This window comes from Leptothrix discophora, from assembly GCF_030705305.1.
GTDB lineage: Bacteria > Pseudomonadota > Gammaproteobacteria > Burkholderiales > Burkholderiaceae_C > Sphaerotilus > Sphaerotilus discophorus.
This window is the reverse complement of record NZ_JAUZEE010000005.1, coordinates 264,897-280,297: the sequence shown is the minus strand read 5'-3', so window position 1 is coordinate 280,297 and position 15,401 is coordinate 264,897. Positions and strand designations below refer to the sequence as shown.

Genomic DNA, 15,401 nt, shown 5'->3' with positions numbered 1-15,401 from the left:
CTCCGACACCTCACCGACACCTCACCGACACCTCACCGACACCCCACAGCCACATCGCGCGGGGCGGATCCGGTCAGGCCGTCGGCCGTGTGGCCAGCAGGGCGGAAACCCCGTCGCGATCGGGCATCGCGACGATCGCCCCCCTGCCGGTGACGGCCAGCGCGGCGGCCGCGTTGGCCTGCCGCATCGCCTCGGGCAGGGCCAGGCCGCGGGCCAGCGCCGCGGCCAGCGCGCCGGTGCAGGTGTCGCCCGCGCCGATGGTGTCGATCACGTCGACGGACCAGCCGGGCTCGTGCAGGGCCGGCTGGCCGGGCCGGAACAGCCGCACGCCATCGGCCCCGCAGGTGACCATCACCGCGCCGGCGCCGCGCGCCAGCAACGCCTGCGCGGCAGTCTCCAGCGGCGCGTCCTCACCAAGCCCGGCCAGCGCGAGCAGCTCGCCCTCGTTGGGCGTCAGCAGGTCGCACAGGGCCAGCAGCGCGTCGGGCAGTGGTCGCGCCGGCGCGGGGTTCAGCAGCGTCGTGACGCCATGCTGGCGGGCCAGCGCGAAGGCGGCCTGGGTGGCCTCGATCGGCACCTCGCACGGCGCCATCACGACCCGGGCGGCGGCGAGGGTCGAAGCGGCAGCCTCAACATGGCGCGGCCCCAGGCCGGCGCCGGCACCGGCGAACACCGCGATGCTGTTGTCGCCACCGTCGTAGACCCAGATCTGCGCGACGCCGCTGCGTTCGCCCTCGACCACCTCGACCTGCGCGGTGTCGATGCCCTCGCGCTGCCACAGGTCCAGCGCCATGCGGCCGAAGTCGTCGGCCCCGATGCGCGCCAGCACCGCGACCCGCGCGCCCTGCCGCGCCGCCGCGACCGAGGCATTGCTGCCCTTGCCGCCGGGGCTGACCTCGAAGGCGCTGGCCATCAGGGTCTCGCCCCTTGCCAGGGGACGCGGCACACGCGAGACCAGGTCGGCGTTCCAGCTGGCGAGGCAGACGACATCACAAGGAGGGTGGCTCATCACTTGATCCCGTAGCCCATGGTTTGCGGAAGCCAAAGAACGAGTTGCGGAAACAGCGTCAGCGCCAGCAGCAGCATCAGCAGCATGACGATGAAGGGCCAGCCCTCCTTCATCATCTCGCCGATCGGGATGCCGGTCAGCGCCTTGGTCACGAACAGCAGCATGCCGAAGGGCGGGTGGATCATGCCGATCATCATGTTGAGCACCACCAGCACGCCAAAGTGGACCCGGTCGATGCCCAGCGCGTTGACCGCGGGCAGCAGCATGGGCACGAAGACCAGCAGCAGCACCGAGACGTCCAGGAAGCAGCCCAGCACCAGGAACATCACGTTGACCAGCAGCAGGAAGGCCACACGTCCGAGCTGCATCGCATCGACCCACTGGGCCATGGCCTGCGGCACGCCCTCGGCCGTGAAGGCGTAGTTCAGCATGAAGGAGCCGGCCAGGATCATCGTGATGACCGCGCTGGAGCGGGCCGACTCCAGCACCACGCCGGCGAGCTGGCGCAGGTTCAGCGCGCGGTAGATGACGGTCGACAGGATCAGCGCATGGCAGGCCGCGACGGCCGCCGCCTCGGTCGGCGTGAACGCGCCCGAGTAGATGCCGCCCAGCAGCACCACCGGCATCGACAGCGGCAGCGCGCCCCGGAAGATCACCGCCGGCCACTCGGACCAGGGCACCGGTGCCTCGCGCGGCATGTCGCGCTTCACGGCGATGACGTGGACCACCGCCATCATCGACAGCGCCATCAGCGCGCCCGGCAGCACGCCGCCCAGGAACAGCGCGCCGACCGATGCACCGGAGACCAGGCCGTAGATCACCATGGGGATCGACGGCGGGATGATCGGCCCGAGCGTCGCGCTCGCCACCACCACCGCACCGGCGAAGCCACGGCTGTATTCGGGCTTGCGCAGCATCTGCCGGATCGTCACCAGGCCCGGTCCGGCCGCATCGGCGATGGCGCTGCCGCTCATGCCCGAGAAGATCACGCTGACGAGGATGTCGACCTGCGCCAGCCCGCCGCGCATGCGTCCCACCAGGATGCGGCAGAAGTCGAACAGGCGCTCGCTGACGGTGCCCGCGTTCATCAGGTTGGCGGCCAGCACGAACATCGGCACGGCCAGCAGCACATAGCTGTTGTAGAGGCCGTTGCCGATCTGCTCGGCCACCAGGCCGAGGTCCTGCTGCTTGACCGTGAGGTAGGCGATGCCCGAGGCGATCATCGCGAAGCCGATCGGCAGGCGCATCAGCATGCCGCCGACCAGCACGCCCGCCAAGGCGAAGAGGGCAAGGTTCATGTCGTTCTCAGGCCGAGGGAATGGCGGCGTCGCCGAGGTCCAGGCCGCGCCAGGCCCGCACGATCGCCACGGCGCTGCGCACGATCAGCGCCACCATCAGCAGCACGAAGGGCGCGAACACCAGCATGAAGGGCACGCCCAGCACCGGTGTGCCTTCCCGGGCCATGAAGTGGACGTAGTCCCAGGTCGCCGGCAAGGCCCAGGCGCACAGGCCGCCGAGCATCCCGTGGCCGACGATGCGCAGCACCCGCCGCACGGCCGGGCCGACCGCGTTCCAGACCAGGTCGAACATGACGTGCTCGCGCTCGGGCACGACCAGCGCGGCCGACCACAGGATCACCCAGACGTAGAGCATCACCGCCAGCTCGTCGGTCCACGGCAAGGGCCGCTGGAAGACGAAGCGGGCGACGATCTGGACGATGAAGACGAGGAAGAGCGCGGTGAACAGGGCGACGGACACGCCGTCGCCCAGGCGCTTGAACAGCTGGCGCATCGCGGGCCGTCCGGCTTACTTGGTCGCGTTGATGCGCTCGAGCATGCCCTTGGGCCAGGTCTTGGCCATGTCGCTGCCGGCATAGGCCTGCTGGACGTGGCGGCGGAAGGCCTCGACATCGGGCGTGGTCACGCTCAGGCCCTGCTGCTTGAAGAAGTCGACGATGGCGGCCTCTTCCTTGATGCGGTTCTCGTTGTTGTAGGCCGCGGCCGCGTTGGCCGCCGCCTGAACCTTCTGCTGCTGGGCCGGCGTCATCGCCTTCCAGGCCTTGTCGGAGATGGCGATGAAGATGCCGTCGACCAGGTGGTTGGTCATCACCAGCTGCTTGGTGACCTCGTAGAACTTGGCCGCGCGCACGGTCGGCAGCGGGTTGTCCTGGCCGTCGATGGTGCCGGTCTTCAGGCCCAGGTAGACCTCGCCGAAGGCCAGCGGCGTGGCGGTCGCCCCGAGCGCCTCGCCGAGGAACAGCCATTCCTTGCTGCCGGGCATGCGCAGCTTGACGCCCTTGAGGTCGGCCGGCGTCTTGACGTCGCGCACGTCGCGCAGGTTGACCTGGCGGGTGCCGAGGTAGATGGGGGTCAGCAGCGTGACGTCCATCTTCTCGGTCGCCAGCTTGAACATCTCCTGGCCGACCGGGCCGGCGAAGACCTTGGCCTGGTGCTGCGGATCGCGGATCACGTAGCCGGCGGTGAAGAGGCTGAACTCCGGCACCTGCTTGGCGATGTCGAAGGCCGAGATCGACGACAGCTCCAGGTTGCCGCGCGCCATCGCGGCCGGCTCGGTGCCCTGCTTGAACAGCGTCGCGTTGAGGTTGATCTGGACGTCGAACTCGCCCGGCGCGCTCTTGTCGAGCGCGTCCTTGAAGACCGTCCACATCTTGCCGTGCCAGTCGTCCGGCACGGCCGGCGTCGAGATGCGCAGCAGCACCTTGGACTGGGCCTGTGCCAGCGGGCTGATCAGCGCACCCAGGCCGACCAGCGCGGCGGCGGCGGCGAGGGTCTGGAAGCTGCGGCAGCGCAGCAGGGCGGTCTTCTTCATGGTGTGTCTCCTCGGTGGAACGGGTCGTCAGGTGCGCTTTGTCGTGGGCCTGCGCAGGGCCGTCAATCGGGTCGCTGCGGATGGCCGACGGCGGCCAGCGCGGCCTGCAGCTTCGGCAGGTCCTCGGGCGTCAGCGCCTGCAGCGGCGCGCGCACCGGCAGCCAGCCGAGGTCGTGTTCGCGCAGCGCCAGGATGCCCTTGAAGGCCGGCACCAGCGCATAGCCGCCAAGGGCGCCCAGCAGGGCCTGGACGAAGGCGAGGTCGTCCGGCGTGGTCGGCGCATCGGGCTGGCCGACCAGGCGCTGGACCGTGCGCGGGATGAAGTTGGCCAGGCCGCTGACCGCGCCGGTGCTGCCGCGCCGGCCCAGCTCGGGCAGGTCGGGTTCGTTGCCGACGTGCACCATCAGCGCCGGACCGAAGGCTTCCAGCAGGCTCAGCGAATGAGCCAGCTGGCACTGGCTGTCCTTGACGCCGACGATGAGGTCGGCATGCCGCGCCAGCAGCGTGCCGATCACGCCGTGGGTCAGGCCGATGCCGGCGACCTGGGGGATGTGATAGAGCATCAGGCGCAACGGCTGGGTCCGTGCCTGCTCGGCATGGGCCGCGCGGGCGGCGGCGATGACCTGATCGTAGACGGCCACCACGCCGGCATCGGACATGCCCTTGAAGAAGAAGGGCGGCATCAGCATCGTGCCCCAGGCGCCGATGCGGGTAGCGTGCACGGTCAGATCGATCAGGTCGGTCAGCGCGCACGCGCTGGTCGAGACCAGCAGCCGCTCGGCCGGGATGCCGCCGGCGACCAGCGCGTCGACCGCGGCGATGCGCTCGGCCACGCTGAAGGAAGGCCCTTCGCCGGTCGTCCCGAAGGGCGTCAGGCCGCCGCAGCCGGAGGCCAGCAGCGCGCGGCCATGGGCGGCAAAGCGTTCAAGGTCGATCGTGCCGTCGGCGCGCAGCGGCGTCAGCATCGCGGGCCAGATGCCGGGCAGGCGGTCGATGGGATGGGGGCTCATGGCGGGACTTCCTTCAGGTCGTTGGGTTCGCGTCGTTCGCGTCGTTCGCGGTCTGTGCTTCGCCAGGCTCGGCCGGCAGCGGTGGCCGCGCCAGCCCCAGCACGCGGCGATGCGCGCTGTCGATGTGGTGGCCCAGCCGCGCCAGCACGGCGGGGGCATCGCGGCGCCGCAGCGCGGTCAGGAACCAGAGGTGCTCCTCCATCGCCGGGAGCAGCGCATCGGCCGACAGCAGCGAGCCTTCGAGCCGGATCAGCCGCACCCGCAGGCTGTTGATGCGGTAGGTCTGCGAGACCAGCGCGTTGCCGAGCGCATCGACCATGCGGTCGTGCAGGCCCCAGTCGACGGCGGTGGCGTCGTTGAGCAGCGCATCGTCGATCGGCCCGCTGCGGGCGCGTTCGACGATGGCGCGGTGGGCCGCCTCGACCGCATCCAGCTCGGTACCGGAGACGGTCTCGACGTAGCGCCGCGCGGCCTCCAGCTCGATCAGCCGGCGCAGGCCGAAGGCGTTGTTCACCAGCGTGATGTCCGCCTGCACGATCTGCAGCCCGCGTTGCGGCACGGTGCGCAGCAGGCCTTCGGCCTCCAGCCTCGGGATCAGCTCGCGCACGGCACCCAGCGGCATGTCCAGCAGCTGCATCAGTTCACGCTGCGACACGAACTGGCCGGGGCGGATGTGGGCCTCGACGATCTGCTGCTGGAAATTCTCGTAGGCCCGCTCTCGCAGGGAGCTCATGCCAGCCCCTTGCCCGGCCTGAGCCTGCGGGGCACGTGCATGCGGTGGGAAGAGGCAGGAAGAACTGGAAGCACACTGACATGTTAGTCAGCAGCCAGCATCCGTCACGCGAGAAAACCCAGGGGCCCGGTGATGCCGGTCGACGCGGACCGGCGTGGGTGTCTGGCTAGAATCCATGCATAAGGAGATGCTGATGGATGCCCACAAGGAACTCGACACGCGCGGTCTGACCTGCCCGCTGCCCATCCTGAAGACCAAGAAGGCGCTGGCCGACATGGCCGCCGGTGAAACGCTGCGGGTGCTGTCCACCGACCCCGGCTCGGTGCGCGACTTCCAGGCCTTCGCGCGCCAGACCGGCCACCTGCTGATCGAGCAGGAGAACCTGCCCAACAACGAGTTCCTGCACGTGCTGCGGCACCGCTGAACCCGCTCCGGCCACCAGAAACGACGAAGCCCACGCATCGCTGCGTGGGCTTCCTGCATTCAGGGCCGCCCGCTGCCCGCCCGGTAGCTCGGACATCCCTTGGGGGATCGGCCGACGTACCCGTCGGACGAGGGGCTCAACTCACACCTTGAGGTCCCGCAGGAAGGCCCGGAAGCTCTCGCCGACCTCGGGGTGGTCCAGCGCCAGCTCGACGTTGGCCTGCAGGAAGCCCTCCTTGCTGCCGCAGTCGTAGCGCTTGCCCTCGTAGCGGTAGGCGAAGACCTTCTCGCGGCGCAGCAGCGCGGCGATGCCGTCGGTCAGCTGGATCTCGCCGCCCACGCCGCGCGGCTGGGTGGCGATCTCGTGGAAGACGCCCGGCGTGAGGATGTAGCGACCGGCCACGCCCCAGCGCGATGGTGCGACCTCGGGAGCCGGCTTCTCGACGATCTTGGTGACGTCCATCAGCCGGTCGTTGACCAGCGTGCCGGCGACGATGCCGTAGCGCTTGGTGTGCTCGGCCGGCACTTCCTGCACGGCCAGGATCGAGGCGCGCCACTCGTTGAACTGCTCGACCATCTGCGACAGCACCGGCGGCTGGCCGATCATCAGGTCATCGGCCAGCAGCACCGCGAAGGGCTCGTTGCCGACCAGGCGCTGGCCGCACAGCACGGCGTGGCCCAGGCCCAGCGCCTGAGCCTGGCGCACGTAGATGCATTCCATGTCCTTGGGCTTGACGCTGCGCACGACCTCCAGCAGCTCCAGCTTGTTGGCCTGCTCCAGCGCCACCTCCAGCTCGAAGGTCATGTCGAAGTGGTCCTCGATCGGGCGCTTGTGGCGGCCGGTCACGAAGATCATCTCCCGCACCCCGGCCGCATAGGCTTCCTCGACCGCGTACTGGATCAGCGGCTTGTCGACCACCGGCAGCATTTCCTTGGGCTGGGCCTTGGTGGCCGGCAGGAAACGGGTGCCGAGACCGGCCACGGGAAAGATTGCCTTGTTGACTTTCATGTCCTGCCTGAGGGTGTTCATGGATGGTGCTGGAGGGATCGCGGAAGGCCTGGGTGCCACATCCGGGTGGTCTGGAACTGGACAAACGGATTCATTCTGGCACGCAGACATGACCGCTTGGCCCCTGTTCGAGGGGGACGTCCGGGGCGCCCCTCTCCCTACCATCGAGAGACTCCAAATAGTGCCCAGACCGCCCGCGCCCCCGCATGGACCTGCTCATCGCCGAACCGCTCGAAGCCGAGGTCCTGCAGTGGCTGGATGCCCGCCATGAGCTGTTCTATGCGCCGCGCCTGGCACAGGACCGGCGGGTCTTCCTGGATGCCCTGTCGCAGGCCCGCGGCGTGCTGCTGCCGCCGCACCTGTCGGTCGACCAGCGCGTGCTGGCGCAGTCGCCACGGCTGCGGGTGATCGGCCGCATCGTCGGCGGTCACGAGAACATCGACCTGAGCGCCTGCACCCGCGCCGGCGTCGAGGTGGTGCGCTGCATCGAGGCGGCCGCGCCGGCCGAGGCCGAGTTCATCCTCGGCGCCCTGCTGGCCCTGCTGCGACCCAGTCCCGAGGAGATGGGCCGGGTCGCCGGCCGCGAGCTGGGCACCAGCACCGTCGGCCTGATTGGCATGAACGCGACCGCGCGCACCGTCGCCCGGATGGTCCAGCCGCTGGGCACCCGGGTGGTCGGCTACGACCCGTCGCTGCATGCCAGCGACGGCAACTGGCCGCGCTGGGGCATCCAGCCGCTGGGCCTGCGCGAGCTGTTCGAGAGCTGCGACGCGGTCTGCGTGCAGATGGGCTATTTCAGCCGCTACCGCGGCCTGCTGGGCGAGCGGGCGCTCGCGTTCGCCAAGCATGGCCAGGTGCTGGTGAGCGTGTCGCCGCTGGAGCTGTTCGACGAGGACGTGCTGGCCCAGGCCCTGACCGGCGGCCAGCTGACCGCCGCCTGGATGGACAACATCGGCGCCAGCTCGCTGGAGCCCGGCCAGCCGCTGCACGGCGTGCGCGGCCTGCTGGCCACGCCGCGCCTGGCGGCCTACACCCGCGAGGCCCGCGTGCGCAGCGCCTGGGGCGTCGCCAAGCAGGTCGACGAGGTGCTGCGCACGGCGCCGCAGGCACCGCGCCCCGGCACGCGGCGGCAGGCGGCGGCGGCCGAATCGGCCCAGCGGGCGGCCGGCGTGAACGGGCACATGCCGACGCCGGGGAACGGGAACGGGAACACGAACGGGAACGGCCACCGGCCGATGCCCTCTCACCTGCAGGGCACCGGCGGGCAGGCGCCCGAACCGGGTCCCGGCCCGGACCCGGGCGGCGCGCCGCGACGCGTCAGGCCAGACGCGTCAGCTGGTCTCGCAGCTTGACCAGGGTCGCGCCGAAGTCGGCCATGCGCTGACGCTCCTGCGCCACCACGGCGGCCGGGGCGCGCGCGACGAAGCTCTCGTTGCCCAGCTTGGCCTCGGCCTTGGCGATCTCGCCGCTCAGGCGGGCGATTTCCTTGCCCAGGCGCTCGCGCTCGGCGGCCACGTCGATCTCGACCTTCAGCGCCAGGCGCACCTCGCCCTGCACCAGCACCGGCGCCATCTGGGTGGCGGCGGCGTAGGCGGCCTCGTCGTCGAAGCGCTGCACCTCGCTGACCTTGGCCAGCGCCTTGAGCACCGGCGCGGCCACGTCGATGAAGGCGGCGTCGCCCAGCGTCATCAGCGGCACGCGTTCGGCCGGCGACAGGCCCATCTCGCCGCGCAGCGCGCGGCAGGCGCCGACCAGGCTCTTGAGCTGGGCCACCCAGGCGTCGGCGGCCGCGTCGATGCGGTCCGGCTCGGCCTTCGGGTAGGCGGCGGTGACGATGCCGTCGGTCGAGCCCGGCGCCTTGCGGCCGGCCACCGGCGCGACCACCTCCCACAGCTCGGCGGTGATGAAGGGCGTGATCGGGTGCAGCAGGCGCAGGATGGTCTCCAGCACGCGGATCAGCGTGCGGCGCGTGGCGCGCGCGCTGGCCTCGTCGCCGGCGGCCTTGGCCTCGGCGAGCTGGACCTTGGCGATCTCCAGGTACCAGTCGCAGTACTCGTCCCAGACGAACTGGTAGATGGCGTTGGCGACGTTGTCCAGCCGGTAGTCGGCATAGCCCTGCTCGACCGCCTGCTCGACGCGCTGGATCTCGCTGCTGATCCAGCGGTCGGCCGCGCTGAAGCGCATGTAGCCGTGGGCCGCGCCGCCGACCGCGCATTCGGCCTTGGTGTGCGGCATCAGGCCGCAGTCCTCGCCCTCGGTGTTCATCAGCACGAAGCGGGTGGCGTTCCAGAGCTTGTTGCAGAAGTTCCGGTAGCCCTCGCAGCGCTTGCTGTCGAAGTTGACGCTGCGGCCCAGGCTGGCCATGGCCGCGAAGGTGAAGCGCAGCGCGTCGGCGCCGTAGGCCGGGATGCCGTCGGGGAACTCCTTCTCGGTCGCCTTGCGGACCTTGGGCGCGGTCTCCGGCTTGCGCAGGCCCTGGGTGCGCTTGTCCAGCAGCTCGGGCAGGGCGATGCCGTCGATCAGGTCGACCGGGTCGAGCACGTTGCCTTCGGACTTGCTCATCTTCTTGCCCTGCGCGTCGAGCACCAGGCCGTGGATGTAGACGTCGCGGAAGGGCACGCGGCCGGTGAAGTGCTTGGTCATCATGATCATCCGGGCGACCCAGAAGAAGATGATGTCGTAGCCGGTCACCAGCACGCTGCTGGGCAGGAACAGGTCCTGCTCGATCGTCTGCTCGGGCCAGCCCAGCGTGCTGAAGGGCACCAGCGCGGACGAGTACCAGGTGTCGAGCACGTCCTCGTCGCGCACCAGCTCGCCGACGTAGCCGGCCGCATCGGCCTTGGCGCGCGCCTCGGCCTCGCTGCGGGCGACGAACAGCTCGCCGCCGCTGCCGTACCAGGCGGGGATCTGGTGACCCCACCAGAGCTGGCGGCTGATGCACCAGTCCTGGATGTTCTTCATCCACTGGTTGTAGGTGTTGACCCAGTTCTCGGGCACGAAGCGCACGTCGCCGGAGGCGACCGCCTCGATCGCCTCCTGCGCGATCGACTGGCCGTTGTGGCCCGGCTTGCTCATCGCGACGAACCACTGGTCGGTCAGCATCGGCTCGATGATCTGGCCGGTGCGGGCGCAGCGCGGCACCATCAGCTTGTGCTTCCTGACCTCGACCAGCAGGCCGTCGGCCTCCAGCTGCGCGACGATCTGCTTGCGGGCGACGAAGCGGTCCAGCCCGCGGTAGGCGGCGGGGATCTCGTCGAGCGTGTCGACCACCTTCGCGTCGAGCGTGAAGATCGTGATCATCGGCAGGCCATGGCGCAGGCCAACCTGGTAGTCGTTGGTGTCGTGCGCGGGCGTGACCTTGACCACGCCGGTGCCGAAGGCGCGGTCGACGTAGTCGTCGGCGATCACCGGCACGAGGCGGCCGGTGATGGGCAGGCGCACGCTGCGGCCGATCAGGTGGGCGTAGCGTTCGTCCTCCGGATGGACCATCACCGCCGTGTCGCCGAGCATCGTCTCGGGCCGGGTGGTGGCCACGACCAGCGATGCATCCGAGCCGTCAACCGGGTAGCGGATGTGCCAGAGCGAGCCGTCCTCCTCCTCGCTCTCGACCTCCAGGTCGGAGACGGCGGACTTCAGGATCGGGTCCCAGCTGACCAGCCGCTTGCCGCGGTAGATCAGGCCTTCCTCGTGCAGGCGCACGAAGGTCTCGGTCACGACCTTCGAGAGCTTCTCGTCCATCGTGAAGTACTCGTGCGCCCAGCTCACGCTGTCGCCCATGCGGCGCATCTGGCGGGTGATGGTCGAGCCGCTCTGCTCCTTCCATTCCCAGACCCGGGCGACGAAGTTCTTGCGGCCCAGGTCATGCCGGCTGATGCCCTGGCCCTGCAGTTGGCGCTCCACCACGATCTGCGTGGCGATGCCGGCATGGTCGGTGCCCGGCACCCACAGCGTGTTGTGGCCGCGCATGCGGTGGTAGCGGGTCAGCGCGTCCATGATGGTCTGGTTGAACGCGTGGCCCATGTGCAGCGTGCCGGTCACGTTGGGCGGCGGCAGCTGGATCGAGAAGCTCGGCCGCGAGGCGTCGAGCGTCGGGACGTAGGCGCCGCTGGCCTCCCAGGCCGGGCCCCACTTGGCTTCGATCGGGGCGGGTTCAAAGGATTTGGTCAGGGCGTCGCTCATGGCTCTTCTGGGGTGGCTGCGCGGCTGCGGCGAGGGGTTCCGAGTGGTGGGGTCGCCACACTCGCGGCCGGGCTGCGGGATCGGAGGGGCGGATTTTATGGAGTGCGGCACCGCCGGACCGCCACGCCGGCCATGTCGCGACGGCAGAATGCGCCGCACCCCTGGATGCGGGTGCCGCCGTGCCCCGTGTCCGACCTGCCTTTCCCCCTGATCCGGAGCATTCCCATGAGCATCCAGACCGTCGGCATCATCGGCGCCGGCACGATGGGCAACGGCATCGCGCAAGCCTGCGCGGTGGCCGGCCTGAACGTGGTCATGATCGACGTGGCCGAGGCCGCGCTGGCCAAGGGCGTCGCCACCGTTGCCGGCAGCCTGGACCGCCTGATCAAGAAGGACAAGCTGACCGCCGCGCAGAAGGATGCGGCGCTGGCGCTGATCCAGACCTCCACCGAGCATGCCGCGCTGAGCGGCGCGCAGATCGTCGTCGAGGCCGCGACCGAGAACGAGGCGCTGAAGGTCAAGATCCTGCAGCAGCTCGACGGCCTGCTGGCACCGGAGGTGATCGTGGCGAGCAACACCAGCTCGATCTCGATCACCAAGCTGGCCGCCGCGACGCAGCGCGCCGACCGCTTCATCGGCATGCACTTCTTCAACCCGGTGCCGCTGATGGCGCTGGTCGAGATCATCCGCGGCCTGCAGACCAGCGATGCCACGCACGCCGCCGTCAAGGACCTGGCCGAGCGCCTGGGCAAGACGCCGATCACGGTGAAGAACGCGCCGGGCTTCGTCGTCAACCGCATCCTGGTGCCGATGATCAACGAGGCCTTCTTCGTGCTGGCCGAGGGCATCGCCACCGCCGAGGACATCGACGCGGGCATGAAGCTCGGCACCAACCAGCCGATCGGCCCGCTGGCGCTGGCCGACATGATCGGGCTGGACGTCTGCCTGGCCGTGATGAACGTCTACATGGCCGAATACAACGACGGCAAGTACCGCCCCGCGCCGCTGCTCAAGGAGATGGTCGCGGCCGGCTGGCTGGGCCGCAAGACCGGGCGCGGCGTCTACACCTACTGAGTCCGGACCCGCCCGCCGCACGAGCCCGCGCCTGCCGATGCCCTTCCCTCCGTCGAGCCAGCCTGCGGGCGTCGTGATGCTCAACCGCCATGCCGATGGCGGCCGTGCGCTGGCGCTGCGCCGGCCCATCGAGGCCTGGCTGGCGCGCCACGCGCCCGGTGTCGCGCTGCTGGTGCCCGACAGCCCCGATGCCGCACTGGCCACGCTGGCCATCCTGGCGGTGCGGACCCGCGTCGTGCTGGTCGGCGGCGACGGCACGTTGCAGCGCATGCTGCCCGCGCTGATGCGCTGCGGCCACCGCGTCGGGCTGATCGCGGCCGGCCGTCACAACGACATCGCCCGCGCGCTCGGCGTGGCCGGCCTGACCTGGCGCGAGGCCCTGCCCTACGCGCTCTACGCGCCGACCGCCGCGGTCGACCTGGGCCAGTACGAGACGGACACCGACACGCGCCACTTCGTCGGCCGCCTGGGCGCCGGCCTGGCCGCGCGCCAGGACGCCCGCGCCAGCGCGCTGCCGCGCTGGTGGCCGCTGCCGGTGCGACAGCTCTGGAGCGGCCTGGCCGCCCGCGCCGCGAGCCAATCGCAGGCGCTGAAGATCTGGGTCAACGGCCAGCTCGAACACGACGGCACGGCCTGGTCGGTGTCGGTCTGCAATGCCGAAGGCGCGCTCGGCGGCCTGCCGCAGGCACCGCACGCGCGGCTGGACGACCACCGGCTCGACACCCTGGTGCTGGCCGATGCCGGCCCGGCCGTGCTGTGGCGCATGCGCCAGGGCCGCCACGTCCACCCGCCGCAGGTCAGCCTGCACAACACCCGCAAGCTGCTGGTCGACGCGGCCGAGCCGATGCCGATCTCGATCGACGGCGAACCGCAGCCCGCCACCACCCGTTTCAGCGTGCGGGTGCTGCCGCGCGCACTGCACCTGGTCGGCGCCCACATGCTGAGCGCGCCGTCGACCCGCCAGGGCGACGCCCACGCCGCCGCCCGACCGCTGGGCCACGGCCTGCCGCTGGAACCGGCACCGGCCCCGGCACCGCCGCCGTCGACCTACCCGATGCCGCTGCCGGACGACGAACAGCGCTCGCCGGCCTGAGCCGCACGCCGCCCGATCAGGCGGGACGCCAGTCCAGGTCGATGCGGCCGTCGACGATGCCGATGCGGCGGTCGGCCACCGACGCGAAGCGGCTCTCGTGCGTCACCGCCACCACCGTCTTGCCCATCTCGCGCGTCAGCTCGCGCAGCAGGTCGCGCACGTTGGCGCTGGAGGCCGAGTCGAGGTTGCCGGTCGGCTCGTCGGCCAGGATGACCGGCGGGTCGTTGGCCAGCGCCCGGGCGATCGCCACGCGCTGGCGCTGGCCGCCCGAGAGCTGGCTCGGATGCTTGTGGGCATGCGCCTTCAGGTCAAAGCGTTCCAGCAGCGCCAGGCCGCGCTCGATCGCGGCTTCGTCGCGCAGACGGCCGAGCTTGCGGATCGGCAGCAGCACGTTGTCCAGCGCGCTGAACTCGGCCAGCAGGAAGTGGAACTGGAAGACGAAGCCCAGCCGCGCCAGCCGCAGGTCGGTGATGGCGTCCTCGTCGAACGCATCGGTGCGCTGGCCGGCGATCCAGATGCGGCCTTCGGTGGGCACGTCCAGCAGGCCCAGCAGGTAGAGCAGCGAGGACTTGCCCGAGCCCGACGGGCCCATGATGCAGACGAACTCGCCGCGCTCGATGCGCAGGTCCACGCCGTCGATCAGCGTGACCGGCACCTCGCCGTCGAGCCGCTTGCGCAGCCCTTGCGCGGCGATGGCGGCGGTGGCCGGATCGCCGACCGGATCACCAACCGGATCGACCGGCACGGCGACCGCCGCGCCGCCGCCGGCTTCCGGCCCGAAGCTCGGCTCGATCATGCCGCCCCCCGAAGGATGTCGACCGGATGGACCCGGCCGGCCCGGCGCGCCGGCAAGTAGGACGCCGCCACGCAGGACACCAGCGCGAAGGCCGCTGCCAGCATGAACTGGTCGGCACCCCACCACAGCGGCAGGCGCACCGTTTCCTGCACGCCCGGCGGCTTGATCTCGACGATGCCCAGCAGCCGCATCAGCCCCACGCCCAGCAGCACGCCGGCGGCACTGCCCAGCAGGCCGACGATGACGCCTTCGAGCAGGAAGATGTGGCGGATGTCGCGGGCGTGGAAGCCCATCGACTTCATGATCGCGATGTCGCGGGTCTTCTCCATCACGATGGTCGAGATGGTGTTGTAGATGCCGAAGGACGCCACCACCAGGATGGCGGCGACCACGCTGTACATGATGATGTTGCGCACCAGCAGCAGGCTCAGGAAGTCCTCGGACGCCTCGATCCACGAGACGCTCTTGTAGCCGGTGGCCGCCTCGATCGCGAGCGCCACGTCGCGCGCCCGGTAGGCGTCGTCGAGCTGGATCACGAAGCGGTTGACCCGGTTCTCGCGCCCCAGCAGGCTCTGCGCGCGCTTGAGCAGCACGAAGGCCTGGCCCTCGTCGTAGCCGGCGTTGCCGGTGCGGAAGATGCCGACCACGCGCAGCGTGCGGGCCTGGCCGTCGGCCCCGGCCACGCTGATGGCGCTGCCCAGGCGCAGGCCGAACTTGTCGATCAGGCCCTGGCCGACGATCACGCCGTTCGAGTCGGCCGACAGCGCATCGAGCGAGCCGACCCGCATCTTCTGCTCGATCGTGCTGACGTCCTTCATGCGCGTGGGCACCACGCCGCTGAGCGACACACCCTGCTGCCGCCCGGCAAAGGTCAGCACCGCCGAGCCCGACAGCACCGGCGCGACCCGCACGCCGGGCAGCGACTCCACCTGCGCCAGCCGCTCGCGCCAGCCGCGGATGCCGCGCGTCTCGCGCTGCGGCTTGACGTGCGCGATGGACACCGCCGCATCCGGAAAGGCCAGCTCGGCCGGCTGCACCGGCGCGCTGCGGAACTCGTCGTAGACGGTGATGTGCGGGCTGTTATCGACCAGGCGGCTGAGGAAGTCGGCCTCCGAGCCCCGCATCAGCGAGGACACCGCGAGGAAGAAGGCCACGCCCAGCACCACGCCGGTCAGCGAGACCAGGGTCTGGCGGCGGCGGCTGGTCAGGTGCGCCAGCGCGATGTCGAGGGCGATCGCCATGTCGT

The 15,401-nt window shown here is 70.6% G+C and carries 14 protein-coding genes; 4 read left to right on the top strand and 10 right to left on the bottom strand.

Translation table 11 applies throughout. The annotated features are described in order from the left end of the window. Window positions 1–73: 73 nt before the first annotated feature. The 6 genes from Q8X39_RS11585 to Q8X39_RS11560 all read right to left on the bottom strand — a co-directional run bounded on the left by Q8X39_RS11585 (window position 74) and on the right by Q8X39_RS11560 (window position 5,581). Window positions 74–1,009, bottom strand: a complete 936-nt coding sequence (locus tag Q8X39_RS11585; protein WP_305749824.1) for a ribokinase — start codon at window positions 1,007–1,009, stop codon at window positions 74–76. Continuing rightward, complete coding sequence (locus Q8X39_RS11580) at window positions 1,009–2,307, bottom strand: TRAP transporter large permease (RefSeq protein WP_305749823.1); 1,299 nt, start codon at window positions 2,305–2,307, stop codon at window positions 1,009–1,011. Before Q8X39_RS11580 ends, Q8X39_RS11585 begins: the two co-directional genes overlap by 1 nt. 7 nt (window positions 2,308–2,314) lie before the next feature. After that, a complete protein-coding gene (locus tag Q8X39_RS11575; RefSeq protein WP_305749822.1) occupies window positions 2,315–2,800 on the bottom strand; it encodes a TRAP transporter small permease in 486 nt (161 codons plus the stop codon). A 15-nt stretch (window positions 2,801–2,815) separates the two neighbouring features. After that, window positions 2,816–3,838, bottom strand: a complete 1,023-nt coding sequence (locus Q8X39_RS11570) for a sialic acid TRAP transporter substrate-binding protein SiaP (protein ID WP_305749821.1) — start codon at window positions 3,836–3,838, stop codon at window positions 2,816–2,818. 62 nt (window positions 3,839–3,900) lie between these two features. Further along, window positions 3,901–4,848, bottom strand: a complete 948-nt coding sequence (locus Q8X39_RS11565; RefSeq protein WP_305749820.1) for a dihydrodipicolinate synthase family protein — start codon at window positions 4,846–4,848, stop codon at window positions 3,901–3,903. Between the two features lie 13 nt (window positions 4,849–4,861). Beyond that, window positions 4,862–5,581: a GntR family transcriptional regulator gene (locus tag Q8X39_RS11560; RefSeq protein WP_305749819.1), complete on the bottom strand. Its 720-nt coding sequence runs from the start codon at window positions 5,579–5,581 to the stop codon at window positions 4,862–4,864. Between the two features lie 193 nt (window positions 5,582–5,774). On the opposite strand from Q8X39_RS11560, the gene Q8X39_RS11555 reads away from it, so the two are divergent. After that, the gene (locus Q8X39_RS11555) at window positions 5,775–6,005 is read left to right on the top strand and encodes a sulfurtransferase TusA family protein (RefSeq protein WP_305749818.1); all 231 of its coding nucleotides are present in this window, start codon (window positions 5,775–5,777) and stop codon (window positions 6,003–6,005) included. Between the two features lie 141 nt (window positions 6,006–6,146). Here the strand turns inward: Q8X39_RS11555 and galU are convergent, their stop codons facing one another. Then, window positions 6,147–7,013 carry a UTP--glucose-1-phosphate uridylyltransferase GalU gene (gene galU / locus Q8X39_RS11550; protein ID WP_305749915.1) on the bottom strand — a complete coding sequence of 289 codons (867 nt, stop codon included), beginning with the start codon at window positions 7,011–7,013 and terminating at the stop codon, window positions 6,147–6,149. Between the two features lie 206 nt (window positions 7,014–7,219). On the opposite strand from galU, the gene Q8X39_RS11545 reads away from it, so the two are divergent. Further along, on the top strand, window positions 7,220–8,365 hold the full coding sequence (locus Q8X39_RS11545) for an NAD(P)-dependent oxidoreductase (protein ID WP_305749817.1): 1,146 nt from the start codon (window positions 7,220–7,222) through the stop codon (window positions 8,363–8,365). Here the strand turns inward: Q8X39_RS11545 and Q8X39_RS11540 are convergent. Then, complete coding sequence (locus Q8X39_RS11540; RefSeq protein WP_305749816.1) at window positions 8,331–11,192, bottom strand: valine--tRNA ligase; 2,862 nt, start codon at window positions 11,190–11,192, stop codon at window positions 8,331–8,333. The genes Q8X39_RS11545 and Q8X39_RS11540 overlap by 35 nt on opposite strands. Window positions 11,193–11,417: 225 nt before the next feature. On the opposite strand from Q8X39_RS11540, the gene Q8X39_RS11535 reads away from it, so the two are divergent. Beyond that, window positions 11,418–12,266: a 3-hydroxybutyryl-CoA dehydrogenase gene (locus Q8X39_RS11535; protein ID WP_305749815.1), complete on the top strand. Its 849-nt coding sequence runs from the start codon at window positions 11,418–11,420 to the stop codon at window positions 12,264–12,266. A 37-nt stretch (window positions 12,267–12,303) separates the two neighbouring features. After that, window positions 12,304–13,359: a diacylglycerol/lipid kinase family protein gene (locus Q8X39_RS11530; RefSeq protein ID WP_305749814.1), complete on the top strand. Its 1,056-nt coding sequence runs from the start codon at window positions 12,304–12,306 to the stop codon at window positions 13,357–13,359. A gap of 16 nt (window positions 13,360–13,375) precedes the next feature. On the opposite strand, the gene Q8X39_RS11525 is transcribed toward Q8X39_RS11530, so the two are convergent. Continuing rightward, entirely contained in the window at window positions 13,376–14,155 is a 780-nt protein-coding gene (locus Q8X39_RS11525; RefSeq protein ID WP_305749813.1) for an ABC transporter ATP-binding protein, read from the bottom strand. Further along, a complete protein-coding gene (locus tag Q8X39_RS11520) occupies window positions 14,152–15,396 on the bottom strand; it encodes an ABC transporter permease (protein WP_305749812.1) in 1,245 nt (414 codons plus the stop codon). Before Q8X39_RS11520 ends, Q8X39_RS11525 begins: the two co-directional genes overlap by 4 nt. Between the last annotated feature and the right edge of the window lie 5 nt (window positions 15,397–15,401).

Bases quoted from the DNA above. Each gene is read 5' to 3' on its own strand.
- Q8X39_RS11545 (WP_305749817.1), top strand. From the start codon at position 7,220: ATGGACCTGCTCATCGCCGAACCGCTCGAAGCCGAGGTCCTGCAGTGG.
- Q8X39_RS11560 (WP_305749819.1), bottom strand. From the start codon at position 5,581: ATGAGCTCCCTGCGAGAGCGGGCCTACGAGAATTTCCAGCAGCAGATC.
- Q8X39_RS11520 (WP_305749812.1), bottom strand. From the start codon at position 15,396: ATGGCGATCGCCCTCGACATCGCGCTGGCGCACCTGACCAGCCGCCGC.
- Q8X39_RS11585 (WP_305749824.1), bottom strand. From the start codon at position 1,009: ATGAGCCACCCTCCTTGTGATGTCGTCTGCCTCGCCAGCTGGAACGCC.
- Q8X39_RS11525 (WP_305749813.1), bottom strand. From the start codon at position 14,155: ATGATCGAGCCGAGCTTCGGGCCGGAAGCCGGCGGCGGCGCGGCGGTC.
- Q8X39_RS11535 (WP_305749815.1), top strand. From the start codon at position 11,418: ATGAGCATCCAGACCGTCGGCATCATCGGCGCCGGCACGATGGGCAAC.
- Q8X39_RS11565 (WP_305749820.1), bottom strand. From the start codon at position 4,848: ATGAGCCCCCATCCCATCGACCGCCTGCCCGGCATCTGGCCCGCGATG.
- Q8X39_RS11575 (WP_305749822.1), bottom strand. From the start codon at position 2,800: ATGCGCCAGCTGTTCAAGCGCCTGGGCGACGGCGTGTCCGTCGCCCTG.
- Q8X39_RS11580 (WP_305749823.1), bottom strand. From the start codon at position 2,307: ATGAACCTTGCCCTCTTCGCCTTGGCGGGCGTGCTGGTCGGCGGCATG.
- Q8X39_RS11530 (WP_305749814.1), top strand. From the start codon at position 12,304: ATGCCCTTCCCTCCGTCGAGCCAGCCTGCGGGCGTCGTGATGCTCAAC.
- Q8X39_RS11540 (WP_305749816.1), bottom strand. From the start codon at position 11,192: ATGAGCGACGCCCTGACCAAATCCTTTGAACCCGCCCCGATCGAAGCC.
- galU (WP_305749915.1), bottom strand. From the start codon at position 7,013: ATGAAAGTCAACAAGGCAATCTTTCCCGTGGCCGGTCTCGGCACCCGT.
- Q8X39_RS11555 (WP_305749818.1), top strand. From the start codon at position 5,775: ATGGATGCCCACAAGGAACTCGACACGCGCGGTCTGACCTGCCCGCTG.
- Q8X39_RS11570 (WP_305749821.1), bottom strand. From the start codon at position 3,838: ATGAAGAAGACCGCCCTGCTGCGCTGCCGCAGCTTCCAGACCCTCGCC.